The sequence below is a fragment of the Paenibacillus sp. S28 genome (assembly GCF_016624415.1).
GTDB lineage: Bacteria > Bacillota > Bacilli > Paenibacillales > Paenibacillaceae > Paenibacillus_AQ > Paenibacillus_AQ favisporus.
This window is the reverse complement of record NZ_JACVTM010000004.1, coordinates 196,334-221,821: the sequence shown is the minus strand read 5'-3', so window position 1 is coordinate 221,821 and position 25,488 is coordinate 196,334. Positions and strand designations below refer to the sequence as shown.

24 protein-coding genes and 1 pseudogene are annotated in these 25,488 nt (G+C 50.9%); 4 read left to right on the top strand and 21 right to left on the bottom strand.

Annotation, left to right across the window (positions count from 1 at the left end):
* Positions 1 to 73 precede the first annotated feature (73 nt).
* The 6 genes from IAE55_RS12430 to IAE55_RS12405 all read right to left on the bottom strand — a co-directional run bounded on the left by IAE55_RS12430 (position 74) and on the right by IAE55_RS12405 (position 7,098).
* Positions 74 to 766: an aspartate/glutamate racemase family protein gene (locus tag IAE55_RS12430; RefSeq protein WP_200632542.1), complete on the bottom strand. Its 693-nt coding sequence runs from the start codon at positions 764 to 766 to the stop codon at positions 74 to 76.
* 197 nt (positions 767 to 963) lie between these two features.
* Positions 964 to 2,685 (bottom strand): outer membrane protein assembly factor BamB family protein, encoded by a 1,722-nt coding sequence (locus tag IAE55_RS12425; protein WP_200632540.1) that lies wholly within the window; start codon positions 2,683 to 2,685, stop codon positions 964 to 966.
* A gap of 175 nt (positions 2,686 to 2,860) precedes the next feature.
* The gene (locus IAE55_RS12420) at positions 2,861 to 3,694 is read right to left on the bottom strand and encodes a carbohydrate ABC transporter permease (RefSeq protein WP_145028565.1); all 834 of its coding nucleotides are present in this window, start codon (positions 3,692 to 3,694) and stop codon (positions 2,861 to 2,863) included.
* 3 nt (positions 3,695 to 3,697) lie between these two features.
* Positions 3,698 to 4,648, bottom strand: a complete 951-nt coding sequence (locus tag IAE55_RS12415) for a carbohydrate ABC transporter permease (RefSeq protein WP_200632538.1) — start codon at positions 4,646 to 4,648, stop codon at positions 3,698 to 3,700.
* Positions 4,649 to 4,724: 76 nt separating this feature from the next.
* On the bottom strand, positions 4,725 to 6,038 hold the full coding sequence (locus IAE55_RS12410) for an ABC transporter substrate-binding protein (RefSeq protein ID WP_200632536.1): 1,314 nt from the start codon (positions 6,036 to 6,038) through the stop codon (positions 4,725 to 4,727).
* Between the two features lie 133 nt (positions 6,039 to 6,171).
* Positions 6,172 to 7,098 carry a helix-turn-helix transcriptional regulator gene (locus IAE55_RS12405; protein ID WP_145164882.1) on the bottom strand — a complete coding sequence of 309 codons (927 nt, stop codon included), beginning with the start codon at positions 7,096 to 7,098 and terminating at the stop codon, positions 6,172 to 6,174.
* Positions 7,099 to 7,194: 96 nt separating this feature from the next.
* Between IAE55_RS12405 and IAE55_RS12400 the strand changes: the two genes are divergently transcribed.
* Positions 7,195 to 8,391, top strand: a complete 1,197-nt coding sequence (locus tag IAE55_RS12400) for an acyltransferase family protein (protein ID WP_200632534.1) — start codon at positions 7,195 to 7,197, stop codon at positions 8,389 to 8,391.
* A 189-nt stretch (positions 8,392 to 8,580) separates the two neighbouring features.
* Here IAE55_RS12400 and IAE55_RS12395 read toward each other — a convergent pair whose 3' ends face one another.
* The 5 genes from IAE55_RS12395 to IAE55_RS12375 all read right to left on the bottom strand — a co-directional run bounded on the left by IAE55_RS12395 (position 8,581) and on the right by IAE55_RS12375 (position 11,987).
* On the bottom strand, positions 8,581 to 9,426 hold the full coding sequence (locus IAE55_RS12395; RefSeq protein WP_200632532.1) for a hypothetical protein: 846 nt from the start codon (positions 9,424 to 9,426) through the stop codon (positions 8,581 to 8,583).
* The gene (locus tag IAE55_RS12390; RefSeq protein WP_200632530.1) at positions 9,423 to 10,505 is read right to left on the bottom strand and encodes a Gfo/Idh/MocA family protein; all 1,083 of its coding nucleotides are present in this window, start codon (positions 10,503 to 10,505) and stop codon (positions 9,423 to 9,425) included. The genes IAE55_RS12395 and IAE55_RS12390 overlap by 4 nt, the downstream gene beginning before the upstream one ends.
* Before the next feature lie 216 nt (positions 10,506 to 10,721).
* Complete coding sequence (locus IAE55_RS12385) at positions 10,722 to 11,105, bottom strand: DUF302 domain-containing protein (RefSeq protein ID WP_145164890.1); 384 nt, start codon at positions 11,103 to 11,105, stop codon at positions 10,722 to 10,724.
* A 64-nt stretch (positions 11,106 to 11,169) separates the two neighbouring features.
* Positions 11,170 to 11,559 carry a rhodanese-like domain-containing protein gene (locus tag IAE55_RS12380; protein ID WP_200632528.1) on the bottom strand — a complete coding sequence of 130 codons (390 nt, stop codon included), beginning with the start codon at positions 11,557 to 11,559 and terminating at the stop codon, positions 11,170 to 11,172.
* A gap of 116 nt (positions 11,560 to 11,675) precedes the next feature.
* Positions 11,676 to 11,987, bottom strand: a complete 312-nt coding sequence (locus IAE55_RS12375) for a rhodanese-like domain-containing protein (protein WP_200632525.1) — start codon at positions 11,985 to 11,987, stop codon at positions 11,676 to 11,678.
* Between the two features lie 281 nt (positions 11,988 to 12,268).
* Between IAE55_RS12375 and IAE55_RS12370 the strand changes: the two genes are divergently transcribed.
* The gene (locus tag IAE55_RS12370; RefSeq protein WP_200632523.1) at positions 12,269 to 13,114 is read left to right on the top strand and encodes an alpha/beta hydrolase; all 846 of its coding nucleotides are present in this window, start codon (positions 12,269 to 12,271) and stop codon (positions 13,112 to 13,114) included.
* Positions 13,115 to 13,244: 130 nt separating this feature from the next.
* Here the strand turns inward: IAE55_RS12370 and IAE55_RS12365 are convergent, their stop codons facing one another.
* Positions 13,245 to 14,222 carry an AraC family transcriptional regulator gene (locus tag IAE55_RS12365; RefSeq protein WP_325168632.1) on the bottom strand — a complete coding sequence of 326 codons (978 nt, stop codon included), beginning with the start codon at positions 14,220 to 14,222 and terminating at the stop codon, positions 13,245 to 13,247.
* A gap of 207 nt (positions 14,223 to 14,429) precedes the next feature.
* Here IAE55_RS12365 and IAE55_RS12360 point away from each other — a divergent pair, with 207 nt between their 5' ends.
* A complete protein-coding gene (locus IAE55_RS12360) occupies positions 14,430 to 15,383 on the top strand; it encodes an SDR family NAD(P)-dependent oxidoreductase (protein ID WP_200632521.1) in 954 nt (317 codons plus the stop codon).
* 73 nt (positions 15,384 to 15,456) lie between these two features.
* On the opposite strand, the gene IAE55_RS12355 is transcribed toward IAE55_RS12360, so the two are convergent.
* From IAE55_RS12355 to IAE55_RS12325, 7 genes are all read right to left on the bottom strand, one after another.
* The gene (locus IAE55_RS12355; protein WP_200632513.1) at positions 15,457 to 16,359 is read right to left on the bottom strand and encodes an AraC family transcriptional regulator; all 903 of its coding nucleotides are present in this window, start codon (positions 16,357 to 16,359) and stop codon (positions 15,457 to 15,459) included.
* A gap of 198 nt (positions 16,360 to 16,557) precedes the next feature.
* Entirely contained in the window at positions 16,558 to 17,505 is a 948-nt protein-coding gene (locus tag IAE55_RS12350) for an aminoglycoside phosphotransferase family protein (RefSeq protein WP_200632511.1), read from the bottom strand.
* A 377-nt stretch (positions 17,506 to 17,882) separates the two neighbouring features.
* The gene (locus tag IAE55_RS12345) at positions 17,883 to 19,103 is read right to left on the bottom strand and encodes a multidrug effflux MFS transporter (protein WP_200632509.1); all 1,221 of its coding nucleotides are present in this window, start codon (positions 19,101 to 19,103) and stop codon (positions 17,883 to 17,885) included.
* Between the two features lie 248 nt (positions 19,104 to 19,351).
* Positions 19,352 to 19,726 (bottom strand): chromosome partitioning protein ParB, encoded by a 375-nt coding sequence (locus IAE55_RS12340; RefSeq protein WP_186382128.1) that lies wholly within the window; start codon positions 19,724 to 19,726, stop codon positions 19,352 to 19,354.
* A 78-nt stretch (positions 19,727 to 19,804) separates the two neighbouring features.
* Positions 19,805 to 20,590 carry a copper amine oxidase N-terminal domain-containing protein gene (locus IAE55_RS12335; protein WP_200632507.1) on the bottom strand — a complete coding sequence of 262 codons (786 nt, stop codon included), beginning with the start codon at positions 20,588 to 20,590 and terminating at the stop codon, positions 19,805 to 19,807.
* A 189-nt stretch (positions 20,591 to 20,779) separates the two neighbouring features.
* Entirely contained in the window at positions 20,780 to 21,700 is a 921-nt protein-coding gene (locus IAE55_RS12330; protein WP_200632506.1) for a GNAT family N-acetyltransferase, read from the bottom strand.
* A gap of 85 nt (positions 21,701 to 21,785) precedes the next feature.
* Entirely contained in the window at positions 21,786 to 22,130 is a 345-nt protein-coding gene (locus tag IAE55_RS12325; protein WP_105444161.1) for a winged helix-turn-helix transcriptional regulator, read from the bottom strand.
* A 105-nt stretch (positions 22,131 to 22,235) separates the two neighbouring features.
* Here IAE55_RS12325 and IAE55_RS12320 point away from each other — a divergent pair.
* Positions 22,236 to 22,617: pseudogene (locus IAE55_RS12320) on the top strand (RidA family protein).
* A gap of 267 nt (positions 22,618 to 22,884) precedes the next feature.
* On the opposite strand, the gene IAE55_RS12315 reads toward IAE55_RS12320, so the two are convergent.
* Together IAE55_RS12315 and argH are read right to left on the bottom strand one after the other, a co-directional pair.
* Positions 22,885 to 23,931 carry an N-acetylglucosamine kinase gene (locus tag IAE55_RS12315; RefSeq protein WP_200632503.1) on the bottom strand — a complete coding sequence of 349 codons (1,047 nt, stop codon included), beginning with the start codon at positions 23,929 to 23,931 and terminating at the stop codon, positions 22,885 to 22,887.
* Positions 23,928 to 25,439, bottom strand: a complete 1,512-nt coding sequence (gene argH, locus IAE55_RS12310; RefSeq protein ID WP_145164919.1) for an argininosuccinate lyase — start codon at positions 25,437 to 25,439, stop codon at positions 23,928 to 23,930. The genes IAE55_RS12315 and argH overlap by 4 nt, the downstream gene beginning before the upstream one ends.
* Between the last annotated feature and the right edge of the window lie 49 nt (positions 25,440 to 25,488).

Below are 25,488 nucleotides of genomic sequence, written 5' to 3'. Positions count from 1 at the left end.
AAACGCGCCCTGGCGGGCGCGCTGTCGATGAACTCCTATTTTAATTGGTCCGTACGGGATTCAGCTCCAAGTTTCACGCTTTCAAAGACATATTTACAGCCTCGCAAGCATGGATGTAGGTTGTGTCAAACAGAGGAACTTCTGCGTCTTCCGGCTTCACCAGTAGTCCAATTTCTGTACAGCCTAATATAATCCCTTCGGCTCCGGATTCGATTAAGCCCTGAATCACCTTTTTATAATAATCTCTAGATTCATGATGAATCTTGCCTAGGCATAACTCTTCGTAGATGATCTGGTTTACAGCCTCTCTGTCATCCCGATTGGGAACGATCACTTGAATCCCGTTCAGCTCCAGGCGTGATTTATAAAAGTCCTGTTCCATAGTGTACTTCGTGCCAAGCAGCCCAACTGTCTGAATCTGGCTTTCCTTGATTTGGGCTGCTGTAGCATCCGCTATATGCAAAATGGGGATGTTGATCTTGGACTGAATTTCATCGACAACTTTATGCATCGTATTGGTGCAAATGACGATAAAGTCAGCACCCCCTTTTTCCAAAGCGCGTGCGGTTTGGCCTAACACTTCCCCCGCCTTATCCCAGGCTCCTTCCGCTTGGTAACGTTCAATTTCTTCAAAATCAACACTATATAACAGGCATTTCGCAGAGTGCAGTCCGCCTAGCCTACTTCTTACTTCTTCATTGATCATTCGATAGTACAAAGCAGAAGATTCCCAGCTCATTCCGCCAATAAGACCGATTACTTTCATTTTATGCTCATCTCCATTGTCCTTGGTTTGTCTTCAAAAATCAGCTCCGATTAGCCTTCAATTCTGTAAAGTGAATGTGGAAAAACGGCGGTCATCCCGCCGTTTTCAGTATACATTAGGCTGCTTAAGGACAATAGGAATTTTTCCATTCGTTCTGTGTTCCTTACTCCTGCTCTAACCGCAAGGATTCGCCAGCCTTATTTCGCGGCGGCCTCCTTAGTTACCTCCACCGTACGCTTGCCGGCGTTCCATTTCACCTGCACACCCAGCAGATCGCCGAAGTCCTTGATCGGCACGTAGAGCGAGCCGTTCAGCGTCGCCGGGGAGTAAGACAGTGCGGCTTGCTTTCCTTCTATGAGAGCAAAAGGGGAGCCGTCGGCGATCGAGAAAACGCGCGTTCCGTAGGTCACGGTCGTCCGCTTCGTCTTGGCGTCGTAAGCAACCTTGGCTCCGAGCGCTTCCGTCAGCGACCGGAACGGGATGAACATCCGGTTGTCTGCCGACATGACGCCCGCTCCAACCCGCAGCGGAAGTTCCTTCCCATCCAGCGTGACCTTGGCATCCGACTTCGCGAAGGCGCCCGCCGCGCTGCCCCCAGCAGCGGGCGTCGCCAATTCGGAAGGCAGCGGGTACGCATACAACTGGCTCTCCGCCTGGACGAGCAGCATGCCGCCCTCAACCTGAAAAGCTCCGTAACTGCGCGCCTTCGTCTGCGCACGGAACAAAGCCTTACCTGTCGAGACGTTCAGCGCATAGACGGTACCGTCACTCTGCCCTACGTACAAGCCGGATTGGATCATATCGACGCGGCTGGCCGGATTGTCGGGGCCGTTATAATTCACATACGATCGATCCACGATTTTGCGCGCATGAATCCCGCGGCTGTCATCATCGAGGAAAAACAGCTTGCCGTTATAGGGGCCCGCGATATACTCACCCCGATCCGCTATCAATTCCGGCTTCACAACAGTGGGATCGGCGTCGTAATTAAAGCGGAAGACACCCTCGCCGGCAACGGCCGCATAGACGTCATTGCCATTCATCACCACTTTATATGGGGGATAGACCGGGTTATCGTCAGCCTTTAAAGCAACAAACTTCTTGCTTGCCGTAATCTTGCCGGTCTTCACATCCACCTCGTCGATTTTCGCCGCAGTCTCCACATAATCAGCATCCGGCCACTGGTCCTGGAAGTAAAGGATATTCCCTTCCGACTTGAGAAGCCCCGTATGATCACCCGGCAGCCGCCACAGCGTTTTGCCTGTGGCTGGATCGATCCCGTAAGTTGTATAGACGGTAATCGCTCCCGATTCCACGGCGCCCGAGAGCAGCGTTCCGCCGACGCGCTGAGGCAGGGACTTACCGTCCTGATTTCGCCATTTCTCCTTGCCTGTAGCAGGATCGACCGAGATGAGTGAACCGCCGGCAAAGACGTACAAGGTTCCACCGTCCACGGATATCTCGGGCGCATGCCCCGATGGAGTACGGTAGATGCGTGTGCCCTTGCCGGTCGCCTTATCGACCCGGTAAACCGAGCCGTCTTTGGCACCGACGTAGAGTTTCGTTTCGTCGGTACTCGTGAGGGTTGCATTGCCAAGTCCCGTCCCGAACGACCACAGCGTCTTCCCGGTGGCGGCCTCCTTCGCGATCAGCTTGCCGCCCGCGATGTAGTAGACCTTCCCCTGCCCCGCTATAACTACGGAAGGATTGGAGGCGGACGAGTCCTTCGGCGCGTCAAGCGCCGCCGTCCATTTCGGCTTGGCGAGCGGTATCGGATTCGTCAAATAAAATTCCGAGCCCGGGCTCGAATAACTTGCGTTCGGTCCGGAGGTTTGAGCCCACGCGGACGTGCCTGTCCAGGCACTCCCGAGCGTCCCGGCGAGCAGCAGCCCGGCAGCGGCCATAGTCCATTTTCGCATAATCGATATCCTCCCAGCTTTTAACGAAATTTACCTACTGTCTTATGGACGCTGTCAGCCGCGGCAAAGTTACAAGGTTGAACAACCGAAAAAAGGCTGATTGGGGTTTCCAACCAGCCTTTATATATGGGGCACAAACTTGCCTTCCCTTTGAGATCGCCAAGAGGTGCATGAATCATTTGAACCCCGTAAAAGCAGATCCGGATTGCATATAGTACTTCTGCCCGAAAAAATAGAGCAAAATCATCGGAATCGCCATGATCGTCGACGCGGCCATCAGCTTTTCCCATTGCGCCCCGTGATCCTGCTGGAATCCCTGCAGACCGAGCGTCAGCGTCCACTTGGCGGCATCGTTCAAGTAAATGAGCGGTCCCATAAAGTCCGTATAAGCACCCACGAAGGTAAACAACGCCACCGTCGCCAGCGCCGGCTTCAAGGTCGGCATAATAATTTGCGAGTAGATGCGGAACTCTGAGGCCCCATCCATTTTCGCGGCTTCGGACAGCTCCTTGGGGATGCCTAAGAGAAATTGCCTCAGTAAGAAAATGTAGAATGGTGCGCCGAAAAAGGCCCCGATCGTCAGGGGCAGGATGGTGTTGACCCAGCCCAGCTTGGCGAAAATGATGTACTGCGGAATCAGCTGCACCTGTGAGGGCAGGATCATTGTTGCCAGGACGATCGCGAAAATGATCTTGCTCCCCACCCACGGAATCCGGGAGATCGAATAGGCCACCAGCGGGGAGGCAAACAATTGCCCGATAATGCAAACGACGCAGATAACCAGGGTGTTCAGCATATAGTGCCCGAACGGCACCGTTTCGAACGCAGCCTTGTAATTCGACCATTGAAACGATTCCGGCAGGATGCGCGGTGGCAGTTCAAAAATTTCGTTCGACGACTTAAGCGAAGTGAACACGAGCCAAACGAACGGAAAGAGAAAAAAGAATGCGAACAAAATCAGCATCGTATGAGGAAAAATTTTCGTGCGAAACAGCTTGCCAGCGCTCATCCGCTATTCACCTCCGTAGTAGACCCAGCGTTTGGACGTTTTGAGGACCAGCAGCGTAATCAACATGACGATCACGAACAGGATCCAGGCCAGCGCCGAGGCGTATCCCATTTTCAGATTGATAAAGGCTTCCTGGTACAAATTGACGGCATAGAACAATAACGACTGACCCGGCCCGCCGAGAGCGCCGCCGCTTGACTTGCCACCCGCCAGAATGTAGGATTCCGTGAAAATTTGAAAAGCCCCGATGAGTCCCATAATCAGCTGGAACAAAATGATCGGCGACAGCGCCGGTACCGTGATTCTCCAGAACCGGTGCCACCAGTTGGCGCCATCGACCTGAGCCGCTTCGTAGTAGGTTTGCGGAACCCCTTGCAGCGCCGCGAGAAAAATGAGCGCCCCCGCGCCGGAGCCCCATAGTCCCATCAGGATCAGGGAAGGCTTGGTGAACCGGGGATCAAGCAGCCAGGCCGGATCGGGAAGATGCACCCAGCGCAAAAAAATGTTGACCAGGCCGAAGTCCGGATTCAGCATCCAGGTCCAGAGCAGTGCGCTCGCCACGCCGGGAATAACGGCCGGAAGATAAAAGATTGTGCGGTAGTAACGGATGCCCTTCACCTTGAAGTTCAGCAGCAGCGCAATGAGCAGCGAGCTAAACAGCGTTACAGGAACGGATATGAACGCCATGAACAGCGTGTTGCTGATCGATTTATAGAAGCTCCGGTCTTTCATGATCGCCGCGTAATTGTCCACGCCCACCCATTTTGGCGGATTGAACAGATCGTATTCCGTCAGGCTGAAATAGAGGGAGCTGAAGAAAGGATACACGGTAAAAATCAGAAACCCGATGATCCATGGGGAAGCGAAGATCAGCCCCAGCCAAAAATAATGCCACTCCTTCCTCGTCCAGCCCCTTCTCCGCCTAGGCGCCGCTGAGGATATCGTTTCAATCATCTGCACGTCCTCCTCGTGATTGTTAGAATGCGGGCCCGGCCCAAGAGCGGACCGAGCCCGGATGTAAAGAACCGGATTATTTGACTAAGGGCTGGATCTTGTCCTTCACCCGTTTCAACCCCTCGTCCAAGCCGACTTCCCCGCGCAGGATTGCGTTATACTGGTTCGAGAATTCGGTCATGTACTCCGTCGAAAAGGACGTGGCCGGGAAGGAATGCAGGTTCGGGCTGGAGGAATACTGTAAGAACTCCTGGAAGCCCGGCACTTCCTTGTAAATTTCATGTGTCTGCAGTGAGGTTCGGGTCGGCAGATTGCCGATGGCCGCAGTGAACTCCGCCATCTGCTCCGGCTCGGTCATCCATTTCAGGAACTGCCACGATTCTTCCGGATGCTTCACGCCTTTCGGAATGTAAAATACGCTGGTCGAGACGTTGCCCGGGTCCTTCAGGCTCGGGTTGCTCTCATCGTACGGAATGGGCGCAATGCCGTATTTCAGGTTCGGGGCGTACTGCTTAATGAACGTCGGCAGCCATTCGCCGTCGATCGTCATCGCGTATTTGCCTGTAAAGAATGGATTCTGCGGCGACATGTACTGCCCCAAGCCGGACGCAAAGCGATCGAGCTCTTTCGATCCGAATTGGTCCCAGATTTCTTTTCCGAATTCCACGGCCTTCTTGACCCCCGCATCGTCGGGCGTGACCTGCTTCTTGTCCGCATCGTAATAGGATCCGCCGTAAGCGTAGCTGAACGTATAGGCATCGACGCCCGGCCACAGGCCCAGCTGCTGCAGCTTGCCTCCATCCTCTTTGACGCTCAGCTTCGCGATGTATTCCTTGAGCTGGCCCATCGTCTCCGGTGGACCGCTAAAGCCTGCCTTCTCGAGCAGCTCCTTGTTATAGAAAAGCATGGAGACGTGCATCGCAATCGGTAAAGCGTACGTTTTTCCATTCGACTGGGAAGAGCTCAGTGCAGCAGGCACGAAGTCGCCGAGGTCGACGTTATCCTTCTTGATAAAATCGTCCAGCGGCATCATGGCCCCGCGTTCGCCCCACGGCACGACATCCTGACCGAAGTTAGACGCGACGTCCGGCGGATTGCCACCGGTAATCGCCGTCAGCTGCTTCTGGTAATCGCTCTGGGACAGCCCCTTTACCTGAATGTCCGGATTGGCGTCATTCCATTTCTTGATCAATTTCTCGAGGGCTTCCGCCTCCATGCCGGTCCAGCCGTACCAGAAGCTCAGCTGCACTTTTTCTTTCGGGGCATCGCCGCCCTTCGCTTCGCCGCCTTCCTGGCTACCCGTCGCCGCATCTTTGCCGCCGCAGCCTGACAGGACGGCGACCAGCAGGAAAACCATCATGAGCCCCCATGTACTCCCTTTTCGCATCATGTCTCTTCCCTCCTTAATCTTGGGGCGGCAACGCTGCCAATGCGCCTTGCCGCCGTCAACTACCCACATGTTATCATGTAAGCGTTTTAGTTAATTTCACTATTGTCTCTAGTAATTGGATTATCGTTAAAACTTAAAATGGCTTGCCCATCACCTGTTTTCGGAACTGGTTCGGGGAAATGCCCGTGTATTTTTTGAAAATCCGGCAAAAATACGCGAGCTCGTTGAACCCCGTGGCATAGCATACGTCCGTGATGGACATGGATGGCCGCTGCAGCAGGACGAGCGCGTTGGATATCCGTAAATCGACGAGATAGCGGTTGAAGGTCTTGCCCGTCCACTCCTTGAACAGCCGGCAAATCGTCGGCTTCGACATGTTGGATATGGCGCAGATATGCTCCAGCTTGATGTCCTCATGCGCATTCCGGTCGATGTATTCGACGACCTTGTTCATCGTGTCGCGGTACCTTTCGATTTTTTGGAATCCGGCCTTCACCAGCTCCCCGTTCACCTGGCGGATGATGATCGACAGCAGCTGCAGGAGGCTGGCCTTCAGCACGATTTCAAAAAAGGGCGTCCGCTCCTCGTATTCCCCGAGCATATCCTGAAGCAGGCCGCGGATTCTGCCGTCCGTGACGCCGTCGAAGGCGATCTGCGAATGCGGTGTGCAGTCCGACTGTGAGAAATGCTTCAAATACTCAGCGTCGAAAAATCTCCGCTCTCCTGAAGGATCCGCGAAGCGCTCGTTAATGAAGGCCGGCATAAATTCGCAGCCGAGGATCTCCCCTTCTGTCTCGAAGGCCTGCACGCGGTGCAGCGTAAAGGGGGGAACGAGGAACAAATCGCCTTGCCGGATCCGGTACTGCCGATTGGAGATCGTGTGCACGAACTCGCCTTTCGATACGTACCAGATCTGATAATAGTCATGGAAATGGGTGGACAAGCTGACGAGGGTGTTCATCCGGTACATCTTGCAGTGCAGATTCTCCAGCATTTCGAGCTTCGAGTTGAAATAGATGACTCCGGCGCGGGTCAATCGATCGATATCGAGCTTTTTCATTCGGCACGACTCCTCTCATTTGATACGGAAGTACAATCTTTCCCCTCGCGAATCGCCTAGAATGGGATTCAAAAATCGAGGGAGGCTTGCACTTGCATGAAGACTAAAATTGCTTATTTGGATGGTTTAAGAGGACTGGCGGCCTGCGTAGTCGTGGTGTCCCATTTTTTTCAGGTCTTCGCGCCGTCTGTCTTCGAAGGAAAACCGGAAATCGCCCACTTTCCCTTTGAAGGCTTGGCCGCGCGAACGCCGCTGAACCTGATGTTCAACGGCAACTTCTCGGTTTGTGTCTTTTTCGTGCTGAGCGGATACGTGCTGAGCTGGCGCTATTTTCTCACGAAGGACAAAATGCATATTTACGCATCCGCGCTGCGCAGGTTTTTCCGGCTCGCCATTCCGGCTTCGCTGTCCGTACTCCTCGCTTTCGCGGTTATGCGGCTGGGCTGGGGATTTTATGACGACATCCGCCAAACGACCCAATCGTCGATGCCCGATCCGTTCACTGCCAGCCCCCGTGTACTCGACATGATCCGGGAGGCGCTGTACCATACCTTCTTCACTTATGGATCCGCTTACAATCCCGTGTTATGGACCATGACCTACGAGCTGCTTGGTTCCTTCCTTATTTTCGGGTTTCTGCTGACCCTCGGCCGCTTCAGGCTGCGGATCATCGGTTACGCCGCTCTTGCGGTGCTTCTCGCCGATTCCTATTACCTCGGGTTTGTGCTCGGCATGGCACTCAGCGACTTGACGTACAGCGGACGCAACCGGCTGACCGCCGTACTTCCGCCTTGGAGCGCTCCCCTGTTTCTGGGGGCCGGACTGTATCTCGGCTCTTTCCCATACGTGGGGACCGAGAACACCATCTACTCCATCCTGGTATGGAAAGGCTCGTCCACCTTTGCGTTCTTCGTGTTCTACCATACGCTGGGCGCTTGCCTGACCTTAACGGCCCTGCTCATCTCGCCCCGCCTCAAGTCACTGTTCGGCCGGCAGCCCTTCCTCTACCTCGGCACGATATCCTTCTCTTTATACTTGGTTCACTTCACCATCATTTGCTCGCTGGGTTCCTATCTGTTCTATCAGTTCCACCTCCTGTTCTCTTACGGCCTTAGCACAGTCCTCACCGTTATCCTAACAACTCCTTTTATCTTTGCATTAGCCCATCTTTTCTGCCGGTTCGTCGATGCTCCCACGCTGGCAACACTTAGTCCGTGGAGCAGGCGGGTCATGGATCGGCTGGTTCGGAAAAAGCCCGGCGGCATGCCGGTTGAAAAATCGAAGGGGATTTAGCATATGGCTACTGGCGAACCCATTCCAATGCAAAAAAATCTCCGGAGACTCGTTTCCAGCGCCATCGTGCGCTGAGGGGCGAGTCTCCATGGAGATTAAATACCGCGCCCTTTATGAATGTTCAGGCGCAACGCAAAGCAGCCATTCCCGTTCTCCGCGATAATGGCTGCTTTGTTCTGTTCCTGCCGCTTACCGGCTCTCCGGCAGATCGATCCAGCGATACGGCTGTTTGGCGGCGATTTGGCCGTTTTCGATGATCGACATAATGGCGACCGTCTCGGCAGGCGGCACGCTCACTTGTCCGGTCTCGAAAAACGCCACCAAATCCTGAATGAAGCGCTGAAAATAATCCGATGCCGGCTGCATGACGCGGCAGGCACCCGAATCGTAGTTGACGACCATCATGAACGGGCAGCCCTGACCCGGCTGCTGAATTGTGGCCTGCCGGCCGCCCGTGAACTCGATCAACAGTGCCGGCACAGCCTTCGTGCCGACGAACATAACGCGCTTCGCGTCCGTTCCCATGAGCGCGACGATCGGCTCAATCTGGTGAATCGAATAGTTCTCGAACGAGCCCGGACCAAGGCTCGAAATCACCCGAATCCCCGCGCGCTCAATCTCCCCGTATTCGTCGGCATAACGCAGCGCGGACGAGGAATACAGCGGTGTGTGATGCTGCCTGGCCCGCTCGAACAGGCGCAAGGCGGCTGCCCGGTCCGGGGCAAACGTCTTGTCCACGTACGTCGGTTTCCCCGAGGCTAGCGGCAGCTCCGCCAGCGCCTCATGCTGCTCCGGGTTGTCAGGCGACAGCACGATCAAGTAGTCGCTTTGGGCGATCACCTCTTCGATCGTGTCGCACCACGTCACGCCGTGCTTTGCGCACCATTCCCGATTGGTCATCCCATGCTCCGCGTCCTTGACCGCATACGCAAAGGCGACCTCCATCGCCCCGCCCGAGGCGTCCTTGATCCATCCGGGATATTGGTTGGCATGCCATTCGTCCAGGTAATAGTCAATAAAGCCGATTTTCTTCATGCCTGCGCCACTCCAGCTTCCGTTAAGGAAATCTCGCAGCTTTCTTCAGAGGATTGGTAAATGGCCTCGATCATTTGCGCAGTCAAAATCACTGTGTCAATGTGCGACGGCAGCTTTTCACCGGAATGGATACCCGCGATAAAGCCGTCGATCTCCTCCTGGAACGCATTGGTCTTCGGATAGTTCGGCGTGCTTTCAATCAATGCGCCGTGCTTCGCCGAATACAGCTTAAACTCTTGACCATACTGAAGGCGAATGCCCGCCTTGTCACCGAGGAAATCAATGTACGTTTCTTCCACGCCGATGTTTTGCGCCCAGGCGCCGTTGACCGAAATCGACGGGCCTTCAGTCCGAATCATCGCCGTCACGAAGTCGTCGACGTCATAGCTGCCCTCATAGTTTGGAGGACCCGCCCACATGTTCAGGTAAGCGTAATTCTGCATGTCTTTGCCCAGCTTGGAGTACGCCTGCCCCGTCACCGTCTTCGGCCGCGGATCGCCCGCGCAGTACATGACGATATCCAGATAATGAACGCCCCAGTCGATCAGCGCCCCGCCGCCGGCGACCGCCTTGGTCGTAAAATCACCGCCGAGCCCGGGAATAGAGCGATGGGCGCGGAAGCTGACCACGACGTGGTACAGCTCGCCGAGCTCGCCGCTTTCAATCATCTGCTTGATGATGTTGACGCCTTTATTGAAGCGGTTGACGACGCCGATGTTCAGCGTCATACCGGTTTCGTGCTGTACCTTCTGCATCTCCATCGCCTCCCGGTACGTCCGCGCCGCCGGCTTTTCGCACAGCACATGCTTGCCTGCGCGCATGCAGTCGATCGCGATCTGAGCATGAACGTTGTTCGGCGTGCAGATCGATACCGCCACCACGTCTGGGTCCTCCAAAATGACCTGATAATCCTCCACCGCCATGCCGCAAGCGTACTGCTCGACGGCTTTCTCAGCCCGCTCCTTGCGAATGTCGCAGAAATACTTGATCTCGGCATCCTTGATCGCCATGTACGCCGGGATGTGCGCATTGTTGGCAATGGTCCCGCAGCCGATCACGGCTACAATCGTTTTTGACATAATCTGTTCCCTCCGATGGTCCTGAACCCGGTTAGGCAGATCCGGATTGCAGAGAATAGTTTGACCGATATACGATTAATAAAAAAATGCCATCAGCCTTCTCAGCTGACAGCATTTCATTTGTCTATCGTTCACGGCCAACTTACCGACATGTTATCATGTAAGCGGTTTAGTTGATTTTACTATCGTATGGGAAAATAGGATTATCGTATCCGTTTATATACTCTTATCCACACATGCCGTCAGGCGCTTTTCGATATCCGATGCAATGCTCATCAAGGCGTCATTCTCTGCCAACCCGATCAATGCCGTTGGTTTCGGCATGCCGATCTTGGTTGTTCCGTTCTCCACGTACACAGCCAGCTTGCACGGCAGGAAATATCCGACCAATGCATCTTCAGACAATACCCGTTTAGCTTCAACCGGATTACAAACCTCCAGGATCTCATACGGCATATCGAACTCAACACCCTTTTCGTGAAGCTTCGCCTTCATGTCCAACTGCCAAAGGACGCCGAACTTCTCCGCCTTCAGGTTTTCCGTCAGAGCTTCAATCGCTTGTTCAATCGTTTTGTTCGTTTCAACCGTGTAATGAAACATCGCATGTCAGCCTCCCGTTTTTATCTCACCATTAGGTTAACTTAACCAAACATAATCATGGATATTACTTACGCGACAGTTTTCCGTTCCAGGCACCCAGACCGCCCTGTAGATGCCCCAGTTCCTTGTGCCCGTTTTTGAGCAGCATCTTCGCCGCGTTTTTACTGCGCATACCGCTGCGGCAGTAGAGGAGCACCGGTTGATCCTTCGGAATTTCAGTGAGCAATCCGGGCAGTTGGGACAATGGCATGTTTTGCGCCCCGGCAATAAATCCTCCCTTAAATTCACCCGGTTCACGGACATCGATCAGCAGGGGTTTAACCGGCTTTTTCATTTCGTCACTAAACTCCTGTGCGTTCAGGCTCCGGAGTCCCTTAACTGGTTTTAACCTCGTAAATACAAACCATCCAAACAGTACGATGATAACGAAGTTGATGATTGTTCCCATTTGCATAGTTTTCACATCCTTTAGCTTTCGCTTGTTTCAGAAAAGTATGAGCTTGTACCGTACAGTCTGCCGGAACCCACACTTATGCTGAACACGGGCTATTTATATGGTTTTGCCGGAGATCAGCGGACAACATCATTCCAGTCGTTCATGCCTCCCGTCATATTCACCACGTCGAATCCTTTTTCACTCAGCAATTCACACGCAAGGCCGCTGCGATTGCCGCTGCGGCAAATCACGATAATCTCCTTCGACTTATCAAGCTCATGCAGACGTCCAGTAAGCTGCCCAAGCGGAATATGCTTGGCGCCTTCTAAGTGACCCGCAGCCCATTCCTCGGGCTCCCGAACATCCAGCATATACAACTTCTCCCCATGATTCAGTCTTGATGCCACTTCCTGCGGTGTCGTTGCTTTTGGAAATTTGAATGCCATGCTGTTTCACTCCTTATCGATGTTATACACATACCCCTATGGGTATATTAATTGTGATTTTCACCTTTGTCAACTTTGGTCCCTCCCTATGAAGGAATTACCAGTGTTTAGAAAGCAAAATCAAGGCCAGCTCATCAATGAGCTGGCCTTTTTAAGGGGAACCATACGTTTATCAGTAAGGTGTTATCAAGTCCTGTACCTATGACCAATTCATCCATTGGGTTGGATTCATATTCAGTTCATAAAGCTGCTTTATGATCTTCCTACAAGGAGGAGATGAAATGAGTAGGATAAAGACGGATATGTTAACTGTGCCTGGAGCAAGTATCCACTATGAGGTGCGCGGGGAGGGACCTATACTTCTTATGATTCATGGGGGATGCGGTGATGCCGATGTATTTCTGGAGGTTGCGGACCAGCTTGCCAATCAGTATACGGTCGTCACTTACGACCGCCGGGGCCATTCCCGCAGCAAACTCACCAATCCGGCTGAAGATTACCGGATCGAGACGCACAGTGACGATGCTCACCGCCTCTTGGCCGCTTTAACCGATGAGCCGGCATACGTTTTCGGAAGCAGTTCCGGGGCAGTCATTGGACTTGATCTGACGATGCGCTATCCCGGACAAGTGCGTGTGTTGATTCCGCATGAACCGCCTTTGCTGGATCTTTTACGCGGCGATGAACGATTACAGGCCAAGACGATTATGGAGGACCTGATCGCAGATCACCGCAAGTTAGGCTTATTTCCGGCTTTTTTCAAGTTCACTTCATCCATTGGACTTCGAAATGATGACGGCCCCAGCCCTTCTTCGCTGCCGAGCGATGAGCAAAAGGAACGCATGATTGCAAATATGGAGTACTTCATGGCGAAGGAAGCTCCGGGCGTGCTCGGATATGCTTTCAAGCTGGAGCAGCTCCAAACTGCGCTATCTCATTCTACGGCACAAATCCGCCCCGCTGTAGGCAGTACTTCCAGACATTATTTTCCCGCCCGCTCCGCCGAAGGATTGGCAGAACGATTGGAGGTAGACATTGCCGAGTTCCCGGAAAATCACATTGGCTACCAAGTACAGCCAAAACCGTTTGCCGAGCGGCTGAAAGACGTTTTGAGCTCGCTTGGGTAGTGTACGAGAACTTATTTTAAAGCCCGCCCTCTATCGCCACTACGCAAGAAAAGCCAAGAAGGTGATGTTCTCCCTCTTGGCTTTTTCCCATATCTCATAAAAACAGATAAATGTCAGTGAAGAAATATACCTAACGACGAAACCTGTCCTTTTCTATTTCCTCTACACCGGGGCTATTCCTGAAAGCTTTGATATCTTTAGATGGTGAAGATCCAAAAAGCCTGCGATATTCCCGGCTAAATTGCGATACATTTTCATAACCAACTTCCATAGCTGCTGCAGTCACATGAATTGCGCCACCCAGCATAAGACGCCTGGCTTCATAGAGCCGAAGCTGCTTTTGATATTGTATAGGTCCTAATGTTGTTACGGCCTTAAATTTATGATGCAGCCCGGATACGCTCATGTTCGATAATTTTGCTAGTTCCTTTATGGTAATCGATTGAGCATAATTCTCTTTGATCCATGCGATGGCTTTGCCGATCCCCTCGTCTTGCTGATCCATCATGACTTGTTGAAAAAAAATATGCCCTGAATCCCCAGAGAGCAGCCGAAAGATCATCTCGCGTTTCATCAGAGAAGACAAGTAACGATTCGCATCCGGTTTCCCGATTAGCTTAAGCAGACGGTAAAAAGTTTCCACCAAACCTTCGTCGGCTGTCCCGACGTATGCTCCGGTATTCAACTTTTTATTTCTTGGTTTAAAATCAAGACCAGCCTCCATGACCACAGAAGCGATCTCTTCCATCGTAAATTCAACGCGCAGACCGAAATAGGGTGATTGCTCGGTAGCCCCAATAATTTCTGCGGATGCCGGAATATCAATAACAGATACCAAGTAATCCCCAGCATGATAATCGATGACCTCATGGCCAAGATGAAGTTTCTTGGCACCCTGTAGAATCAGACAAATCGAAGGAGTCAAAACACCAGAAATTTCCGAAGTCTGCCGACTATACCGCATCGTCGTTAGAAACGGAATCATCGTCTGGGTACGACCCTCAACAAGGGTAATCTGTTTCGCAATTTCCAGCATTTGATCCAAATACATTTTGGATTGGGGGCTTTCCGTATATAAATGGTAGTACTTGATTTGCCGCTCTCCCACAATACTCACCAACTTTACTTTGATCGTTCCTCAGATGCTCGTTGGAAACCTTTCTTGTAATCGTAACTTAATTTTGGATAAAGGCAAAGAACGGTTTCTATCATTTGCAGTTTTGAGCAAGTTTTAAGCAGAAACAAACTATTTCCATATATCCATTTAAGTCACAATGACCTTGAGATTAGAAAATCAAGAAAGAAGGAAATCACAATGTCGGAGTCCTCATTGATTACAACCCCGTTTCATTCCGAATCGACAGCAAGCGAGGTCGTTGCAGGGATCCATCTTGCGGGTCGCAGAGCTGTCGTGACGGGAGCCACATCCGGAATCGGCCTGGAAACGGCCCGGGCTTTGGCTGAAGCGGGCGCCGAAGTGACACTAGCTGTTCGCAATCTCAATGCGGGAAAGCTCGCAGCCGAAGATATTGCTGTAACCACGGGTAATCCACTTGTTAAGGTGATGCCATTAAATCTTGCCGATCGATCCTCGATAGCCTCATTCGTTGCTTCATGGAGAGGGCCGCTGCACATCTTGATCAACAACGCGGGTATCATGGCAACGCCCGAGACGCGAACTCCTGAAGGATGGGAGCTTCAATTCGCTACCAATCATTTGGGACATTTCGCTCTTGCCACTGGACTCCATGATGCTCTGGCCGCGGCAGACGGCGCCCGTGTGGTCTCAGTTAGTTCCGCGGGGCATCTCCGCTCGCCGGTGGTGTTCGATGATATTCACTTCCTGCGCCGTCCCTATGACCCGTTCCTTGCCTACGGACAATCCAAAACAGCTAATATACTATTCGCCGTGGAAGCTTCAAAACGTTGGATCAATGAGGGGATCACAGCAAATGCTTTGATGCCTGGCGGTGTGCGAACTCCGGGAGTTGACCGTATACAGATCACTCCCGAGCAGATCGAAAAGCTAAACGAGACTAGAACAGGATATCCGGAAATCACCTGGAAGACCCCTCAACAGGGAGCCGCTACTTCCGCGCTATTGGCAACGTCTCCCTTGTTAAACGGTATCGGCGGCCGATATTTTGAAAACTGCAACGAGGTCGGACCTCGTGTTGGAGAGACTCAGTCGGGGCTCGCCTCTTACGCAATCGATCAAGGCGCGGCTGATGAATTGTGGAATGTGTCTATGGAATGGATGAATAGCTAATGAGTCATTAGCCTATTTCATACAAAAAGACCCCTTTACGAGGGGTCTTACGTTACGTTATTACATAATCCGGCTATACCTTTTTTACCGGCCGCAGCACAGCATAACCATATCCTTCAGGGAAATGCCGTTGGTAGTCTTGTTTGATCCCTTCATCCCACTCGTATCCCATACCTGTGGGGTCGAAGTTCCACGCCACTTCTTCAACGGTTCTCATCACAGCGCCATTATCCTTCAAATAGTCGAAAGGCGGGTGAAAAAAGACCAAATACTCCGATTCCGGAATTTCCCTGCACTCCATCCCTTCCGGAATGGGCCCCTCGTACTCCAGTGAAACAGGGATTCCATATAGGTACCCCTTTTGACCATCTTGGTAAAACCATCCCGCCGTCTGCCCCAGTTGTCCAGGGAGGGTGTGATTGGACATGCTCTCCAGCGTGCCGCTGATCTCGTCACAAGAATGTCCCTTTTCCCAGAAGTCCCCATAGTTTGCTGCGGAAAGGTCCCAGATCCCGATAAATTTATGCGCCGGAATGAACTCAACTTTGATCTCCGCTGGTTGCAAATGCACCTTGCTCATCTTATCCCGCTCCTTGATCAAATAATGGTAAGGCGAGAATACCTCCTGACGAATAGCCAGCTTAATAGGGCGGGGAGCTTTTTGGTAGGCTGCGGGGGTGAGTTGAAAAGCTTTGTTGAACGCACGTGTGAACGCCTCTTGGGATGAGAACCCGTACTTTAAAGCAATATCCAGGACCCGCTGGTCCGTGTCACGGAGCTCCAAGGCGGCTCGACTGATTCTTCGAGTCCAGACGTAATCCCTTAATGTTATCCCGGTCAATTGGTTGAATTGCCTGGAACAATAGTAAGGGGAATACCCTAACTGCTCCGACATCTTCAATAAAGACGAGCTCTCCGTTAAATTGGCTTCGATCCAATCCACCATAAGCTGGACCATTTCGTTCCATTCGTACATGGAAGTCCTCCCTCCTTTCCCTTCGATCATAGCACCGGCGATCTTCGCATATTTGATTCGAGTTGCACAATAAAAGCCTGGCGTTACTTGTGATAAGGTTCATCGCGCTGTCTGTAACGGCAAGTTTTTAAGGCCATCCTTTTTCGGGATGGCCCTTTCTTAAAACTATTTGGTACTACTCTTGGTCAAATTACCCAGTCATACATTAACTTGGTACTGACTGTACCACTTAGGGACAGTTAACTCAAAGTTGTTATGATCATCCATTACTTGGTGGATCTTCATCAACATTGAATCTAACTCATCCGGTTTTACCTTCAAGATCCATACGACGGATGAGATCAAAGTCATGGCTAGATAGAGTGAATAAAGTTGCCAGAACTCATCGTCAGGTTCATTGTAATTATTGTATCCCTGGATTTGACCGACTGAAAAAGGCACACTAACTTCTGCACTAAAAATTCCGACTTTCACAAACTCATGAATTGGATCTCCCCAGTCGTACCTGTTGAAATCAATGATACCTGAAAGCTCCCCGTCCTTAACGATAAGATTTCCAATATGGTAATCATCATGTTGGAAAATATTGGGCCTACCCTTCATTAAGTACAGTTTGTCATCAATAAAGGATAACAACTTCTCTTCGTTATTTATTGCAACTCCGCATTTGGTATACTCCATTCGGTATCGATGATGCTTGGCGGCCATTCTTTCATCCCAAGACTTAATGTTATCAGGACAGATAACCTGATGAATCTTCTTTAATTCGAAGCCCGATTGAATACCAATGTTGAATTGCTCTTCTTTCGTTAAAAGTAGTAACTCTTCTGATGCTTCATTTCCCTCAATGAATGAGACGATCATGTAACCGAGTTCTTGTTCAGGTAGGACCCCAATTTCAATAGGTCTAGAGCATTTCACATCATGCTTTTCCATCATCTTCAGTCTGCTAAATTCCAATTTCTTGTTTTCATCCTGATCTATGTTGTAGGTTCTTAATATGTATTGGGGGTGGCCATTGCTATCATGTACGATGTATTTACCATCACTTGAGTATCCCTTGTGAATTTGTTCAAGCTTTGTACTGTTTCTTAGTAAAGGAATGGAGTTGCGAAATCGTTCATACTGATTTATGGAATCACTCATGCTTAACCCTTCTTTCTCTAATTTATCTAACCGAATCAAGTCCAAAATCAGATATATATCATATTCGTGACCTAATGCCAAGGCCCCTTGTTCGAGGGGGCATTTTCATTTTCAGGAGGGATATACAAATGAGGATCATAAAGACACATCAAGACTTCCAATTCCTGCGTCGAGCCGGGGCACTCACAGAGGCACTCCTTGATCAGATCGAGGACTATTTTCTGCAATTAAGGAATGAGCTAGAAGACGATGCTGATAAGGTTCTCCGCGGTTGGTCTTAAAGTACAAATACAGCAGCCGGCTAATTGCCGGCTGCTGTTGGTTGTTTGTGAGCTATTGTTCTCCATAAGCTTTACTAACTCAGTCAGATCTAAAAATCAGGCTCGGATTTGAGCTTGTTGTGATGCACGCGGAGCTTTTCTTACCAGTCCGAAATAAGCGAGCATGGCTGCAGTGCTCGTCGCTAAAATAATCAGGCCTAGCGGAACGGCGGTGTTTTCACCGGCGATCCCAACCATAGGAGCAACCACCGCACCAAGCAGAAAAGGGATAACCCCCAGGAGTGCTGCAGCACTTCCCGCCATATTGGCCTGTCTCTCCATGGCAAGCGGAAAGGCCGCAGTGGATGTAATGCCGATGGAGCAAACAAAGAAAAATAGCGGGATGACCAAGGCGAACAGCGGACCATGGAATACAGCGACCACTAAAACGACGATGCTTGCCGATAAGGCTACCCATAGGCCAAACAGCAGAAAAGTCTGTTCGGATATGCGGTGCGCCATCCGTCCCACTAATTGCGATCCTATAATCAAGCTGATGCCATTCGATCCGAAAAGCAAGGCGAAAACGGCCGGTGTGACGCCATAAATATTTTGATAGATAAAAGGCGTTCCTGAAACATAAGCAAAGACACCGGCGATCATAATTCCCTGTGCCAGCATGTACCCGACGAACTGGCGGTCACGCAAAAGATGTCCGTAGCTGCGCAGCTGGTTTGCAAAGTTGGGTTTCTCGCGTCTTTCCGTGGGGAGTGTCTCCTGCAAACGCCATTTTGTCATTGCCCACAAGTAAATGCCCAGCAGGGAAAGCGCGATAAACACGCCGATCCACGTCGTGAACGAAAGAATGCCGCTGCCTGCAATCGGTGCAGCAAGTGGACCCAAATTACCTACAAGTAACAGCAAAGAGAAGAATTTAGTGAGTTCGTGACCGCTGTACAGGTCGCGGGCTATGGCTCGCGAGATGACGATTCCTGCAGAAGCGGCAAACCCTTGGGCAAACCGGAATAGGATGAGCAATCCAATATTGGGTGCGAATGCGCAAGCCAACGAGGAGATGATATACACGGCCATGGAGATCAGCAGCGGATTCCGCCGGCCATACACATCGCTTAGCGAGCCCATAACGAGCTGACCTATGCCTAATCCAAGCAAACAAGCCGTCAGGCTAAACTGGACGAGTGATGCGCTCGTATTGAAATTCTGTGCGATTTCAGGAAATGCCGGTAAATACATATCAATCGTAAACGGGCCTAACGTCGAAAATAAACCCAGCAATAAAGCCAGGCCGAAAACATTCCCTGCATTATTTTTGCTCATTATGAGTTGAATCTCCAATTCTAGTATGGTTTCTATTTACTGAAAATACATTTTTCAAACATGCTATGTTTTCTCCAATCTCCTTTCCTAGTCTTTGTTAGATTTACTGCGATTCCTTGATGTTTAGTTGAAGTATAAGGCCTAGAGTTAACTGTAAGTCAAGGATTATTGTTTATAAGCATAAAAAAACCTCCTATTAGAGCTTTATTGCTAGCTTGCTTCTAATAGAAGGTTTTAGACATAATTCCTCATTGAATCACATCCGCCGTCGGCAATGTAATATATACGGCATCAATTTCACTTTTTTCATCCATTAATGCTTTTGCAATTCGATGTCCCCCATCAATTAATTGTCCATCTGAACATAATAATATGGGGTACTCCATGTTGGCGTTGATAATCCGCTGACAATGAAGCACAACATTGCGTATCGTTGGAATGGGTGTCCTCCTGCTATCTGCAAACCAACAATCCTGATCCAGTTCCTTTATTGAATCGATACTGATTTTATGAACGGGTAGGTTTTTGGATAACTCCCATAGTTTCTCTACATCCCAGAAATGTCGCCTTCCGTCAATCATCCTTCCGTGAATATGTTTCATTCGTGAAAGTAACTCTTCCACAATAATCACCTCGGTTTTTCATCATATCAATAGACGATAGGGATGTTTAGTTCGTTCAGAACAGGCAAACATACCTCATTATGGCCCAATTATTTGCCTGCCCACATTCACATCGTCTACCTTCCATTGGTTATCAACCAATTTATAGAATACATAACGATCAACGAGCTCGAGATTGATAGGACTACTTTCAAAGTAAGCAGATTGGTGCATTCTCGCAGTTGTAGTGCTGTCGTAGGTAATATTGGCCATTTTTGTAAGTATAGCGTTATTTTTAATGCCATTGCTGTAAATAATCTTGTTTATAAACGAGTCCGTGAAATACGGGCTGAAATAGGTTCGAATTTGCGAAAAGCTTGAGAGATCGGTGGCTTCATTTATCTTTGCATTAAGTACGTTTATTCTCTCCTGACTCATTCTCCAAGGCTTTAGCGGCTCTGTATGGATAAAGACCTGCTGCAGACCGATCGTAATGGTTGCTTGTCGTTCTTGTTCGGACCACAGCGCGGTTCCGCCAAAGGCTTCAGCAAAAACACGTGCTGGAATATAGGTTGTTCCATTATCAATTCTTGCTGGCACATCAAGGCTGAGAGCAGCGTTATTTAATAAAGCCGTACGAGAATTAACATGCAGCAATAGCTCTCGTTTGCCACGAATAATCGTAATGCTTTTTTTGGCCTGGTTCCAAGTCACTTCTGAATTGAATTTCTCTGAAACAGCACGTAGTGGAATCAGCATTCGTCCATTTTCAATTTTCCCATTGTCAACCGTATTTGAAAAATTATTGGCGAAGCTTATCGCTGAATTACCGATTAGTAAGGTACACACTAATGAAAGTGTTAGTGCGATTTTTGTTTTTTTCATAGATGATTACTCCCACGGTTCTATTATACTTTGGACCCTAGCTCCATTCTGTAGTCCAAACTTCTTTGCGATATACTCTCTTCAGTTAGGTAAACGCAATCCAAATGGATAATGTTGCGGATGATCATTAGAAATATACCAACTGTATCATATTCCGCAATACCAAGCCTGCCGAAATAGGGTAATCTGCTAAGGCGAGAAGATCGCTTCATAATGAATTCTTTTATATTCCTCTTGAAAACCAAATTTTGTATAGAGCCGCTTAGCCGCGTCATTTTTACTTTCTACGCTTAACCGCACATCTACCGCACCTGAATGCTGAAGTCTCTGTAATATTTCGGATAACATCGCTTCCCCAATACCACGTCTGTGCCATTCACGCTTTACTGCAATTGTCGGTATTCTAGCATGAGTTCCTCTCAGTGTAGAGCAGAGGAGGCCAACCGCTTTCCCTGTTTCATGTGCACATAGCATATAAAGATTTTGGGAAAAGCCCGTTCCCTGAAATTCGTGAATGACACTCTCAACCGTTTTGTTACCACCGAATGCATTGTTATAAATCTCTGCCCAAATTGGAGCATCCTCTAGCGTAGGGGGACGGAATTTAAATTCTAATGGAGGGCTCGAAACTTTGATGTGGTTTAGGTCGTTTAAGCACAAAATACCCAGGCTGTTTTGCTCCTGCATGCCAAAATTGGCACCAAGAGCGGTTTCTCCAGAAATACTCGTGAGTGCACGATGAATAAAGTGAATTGGATTCCCCTCTTGCCTTGCGATGTCTTCCAGTCGTGTGAAAATGAACTTGAACATTGCCGTACCAATGCCTCGCCTGCGCCAATCCACGTCCACCGTCCCGTAACAATACACGGAAATGTGTGTAATCCGTTCAACGAAACATAAAGAAAAATAACCGACGTTTGTCTGTCCAAGCTCAACAACGAACGTGTTATCCCGGATTCGTTCCCCGGGTTCATCTAAATCCTGCTCAAACGCTTCGGCCGTTAGCCCGTTCAACATATGCAATGGGTCACGATTAATCATGGTTACAATGTTTGCTGTATCTGACCGTTCATGCAGGCGAATTACCAAGTCATCATCCGAAAGCTTCATTCCGTATTTTGCCTCCAATGCATATTTACGATTTATAACAATGCTGCCGGCGTTGAACTAACGTTTCCCGTTAATTAAAAGCCGCTCATGTCTTCGGTTGGTTTTTTACTCCCCACTCGCATAACCCTTCCAAAACGGGTAAGAGTGTCTCCGCTTTCTCTGTAAGACTGTACTCGACTTTTGGAGGAACTTGAGGATACTCTTTCCGTTTCACCATCCCATCCGCTTCCAATTCTTTAAGTTGTGAACTCAATGTTTTAAAAGTAATAGCCCCGATCTGTCTCTTCAGATCATTAAAGCGAACCGTTTGATTTTCTGCCAGGAGGTAGATAATCACCATTTTCCATTTGCCGCCAATAACGGATAATGTGTATCCAAAAGGTGTATCCTGAACATTTTTAACTTTGCCTTTATACTCAGCCATGCTCATATTTGCACTACCCTTTCTGATAGTACCTATCAATAAAGTGCGTACTATATTTTTATTTTTTCTCATCTTATACTTGCCTTACTTTGAAGTAAAGGAGAGAAAAAAATGACTACAGTGAAAACCTACAATCACGATCTTTGGGATCACGGCATCACCCAGGGCTATAGCGTCAACGGCACCATTTACATTTCGGGACAATTTTCCCACGATACAGAGGGAGCGTTTGTTGGCGAGGGAGATATCGAGGCACAGACCCGGCAGACGCTGGAAAATCTGGATCGAGTACTGGCGGGATTTGGTGTCACAAAGTCGAACCTGGCTTATGTTGAGATCTATCTGACAAACGCGCAAGAGCATTTTCGAGCCTTGCATTCGGCTGTTCAAGGAATACATCGGACAACACAGGCCGGCCGGCAGCTGCATCGGCGTAACATACCTGGCGTCTCCCGAGCAGCTGATCGAAATCAGAGCCGTCGCACACACGTAACTCGGTTAACGTGGTTGGCCTGACTGCAAGGGCGCAGCATTTACGAAAAAAGACTGAACGCTCTATTCCGGGCTTCAGTCTTTTATTGACGATCGACAAAGTATTGATTTGCAGTAAGATTTATTAGAGAGGCCAGCGGAGCGCCGGTGAACTAGAGAACGGAGAAAAAGCGCCCTCTATGCTAACAGTAACTGCATTAGCAAAGGCGCTTCAAGCTAAGCCATTGGTTTTTATTAAAGGGTATGGGACAGATCGTTCCTCGGCTCTCTAGAGCAGCCGCATCCCCTGCGCAATCACCCCATAGATCGGCTCCATCTTTGCCTCGTCCACGCTGGCCAGAGGCGAGATGGAACGGATTCGTTCCGCCAATCGGCTTCGCACAAGCGGAATATTCTGCAGCACGCCTCCCTGCAAAATCAGGGTAAATGGCTCTTCCGCTTCAGCCAATCCGATTCTTTCGATCACGGCCCGGGCCCCTAGAAACAACTCGTCGGCAGCAGCCTCGAGAATCATACGCGCAGACGCGTCTCCCTCCTGTTCCGCTTCACTCACGAGTTTGCTGAGCCCGGCTGTTTTCTCCACGCTGTATGCCGCGGAGTAGGCCCAGTTGAACAGTTCCTCTTCCGTGCGCAGCTTCAGATGATGCAGCAGCTTACCCGTTAGCGCCGTGGCACCGCTCCTTCCGTCATATCCACGCAATGCGGCGATGATGGCCTGCTTACCGATCCAATAGCCGCTGCCTTCATCGCCGACACGGTGGCCCCAGCCGCCGGCACGAGCGCTTTCACCGCTCGCGTTAATCCCGTACACGATTGAGCCGGTACCGGCGATGACCAGAATGCCGGGGGCACCGCCCGTGGCACCGAGTAGAGCAGCCACGCCGTCATTCTCCACGATGATGCGGTCGGCCTGCACCTGCGTGTTTCGAAGCGCTTCATGGACAAGCTCCTCAATCACCTGACGGTCATAATCGGTATCCAGGCCGGCGAGGCCGAACACCGCGCAGGTCACATGCAGCGGTGACTCTACTGTTACGGCAGGTGAAGGATCTACGGCCTGAGAAGCGAGAGGAGCAGCATCTCCGTCAAACGCAGACCGCGTATTCCCTTGAACATCCAGATCCGCCAGCTGCCTCTTGGCTTCCTCGATCGCACGCGTAAGCTCAAGCGCCGCGGCTTCGCGCCCTACTCCCTGGTAGTTGCATGATCCCGCACGCCCGCTCGCCAGCACCCGGCCCTCGGCATTCGCAAGCACGGCCAGACACTTCGTCCCCCCGCCGTCTACGGCCAGCAGAGGAATTGTTGCCATGTTCATCGGCTGCCGCTCCAGCCGGCCAAGATGTCATCCAGGTTCTTCAAGGCTCCCTCCGCCTGTTTGCGGGCTGCGTCCAGCCATTGCTCCTGAGTCTGCTGGGCCCCTTTCCGCTTCGCGATCACGCTTTGAATTTCCGAAGGAGCAGGCCCGCCGGGTAGCGTACGGATATCCACAAAATGAACCGGATCCAGCGCCATTCGCAGCTGCTCCTCCGTCAGCGCAAGCTTCCGGCCGATGACCTGCAGCGCGATCTCATTGACCAGCTCCAGCGTAATTTGGTTAGCGGCAAGTCCATCGGCGACGGCACGCTTCACGAGACGGCTTACGATATGATGGGAGCTGCGGAACGACAAACGGTCGGAGCGCACCAGCGTATCTGCAAGCTCGGTCACCGTGGCAAAGCTGCCCTCGGTCCGCTTCCGCAGCACTTCCTTATTGACGTCCACGGTCCCGATGACGCAGGAGAGCAGACGATACATTCGTTCCAGCACCTTTAGCGCCTTCCAGGCATAAGGCTGCATGTCGTCTTCCGTATCGACGATATCGCCGAATGGCGTGTTGTGCATCATGGTCAGCACGGTTTGGGTATTGCCGACGCAGCTGGAGAGCAGCGCGCGCATATGCTCGAACGATACCGGATTTCTCTTCTGCGGCATGATCGAGCTGATCTGCACGTAAGGATCGGCCACGCGCAGCATGCCGAATTCCTGTGTGCACCACAGCAGGAAGTCCTGCGACGACCTGCCCAGGTTAATCGCGGCCAGCTGCACGGCTGTCATCATCTCGCCAACGTAATCGGCACCGCCAATCGCGTCGTAGGAGTTATAGATCAGCTCGTCGAAGCCCAGCAGCTCCTTCACCCGCTCCCTGCTGATGGCGAAGCCGGATGTGGTCAGTGCAGCCGCTCCCATGCTGCTTCGGTTGCAGTTGGCATAAGCCGCCTGCAGCCGGCGGATGTCGCGATCCAGTGAATCGGCCATCGCCAAAATATAGTGGGCCAACGTCGTCGGCTGCGCCTGCTGCGTATGCGTATACCCGATCATGATCGTGCCTTTATGCTCCTCTGCAAACGAAAGCAGTTGACTCTTGAGTGCAAGGGCTCCGCGAAGCGTTACGAGCAGCTTCTCCCGCAGCACGATCCGGTAAATCGCGATGCCCATATCGTTACGGCTGCGGGCGAGATGCAAATTGTCGGCAATGTCTCCGGCCGCTGCATGCAGCTCATGCTCAACCTGAAAGAACAGGTCCTCGAACTGTCCCGTATATTCCGCTTGGCGCAGCCCCTCCAGGTCAAGGCCGCGGATGGCCGACGCGATTTGGAGGGCTTCTTCCCCGCTTACGAGTCCCTGCTCCTTCAACATAATCAAATGCGCTTTGTTGATCGCCATCATCGCCCCGAGCAGGCTGTTCTTCGCTTCATCGAAAGCAGGCTCGAGCACGGCTTCCGTGTAGGTACGTCCCGGAAAATGTCCGCCTTCCCGTTCCAAAATCTGTTCCCGATTCCTCATGTTGCCCAGTCCCCTCCATGGATTGTTTTATGTACGTAAGCCAAAGTCT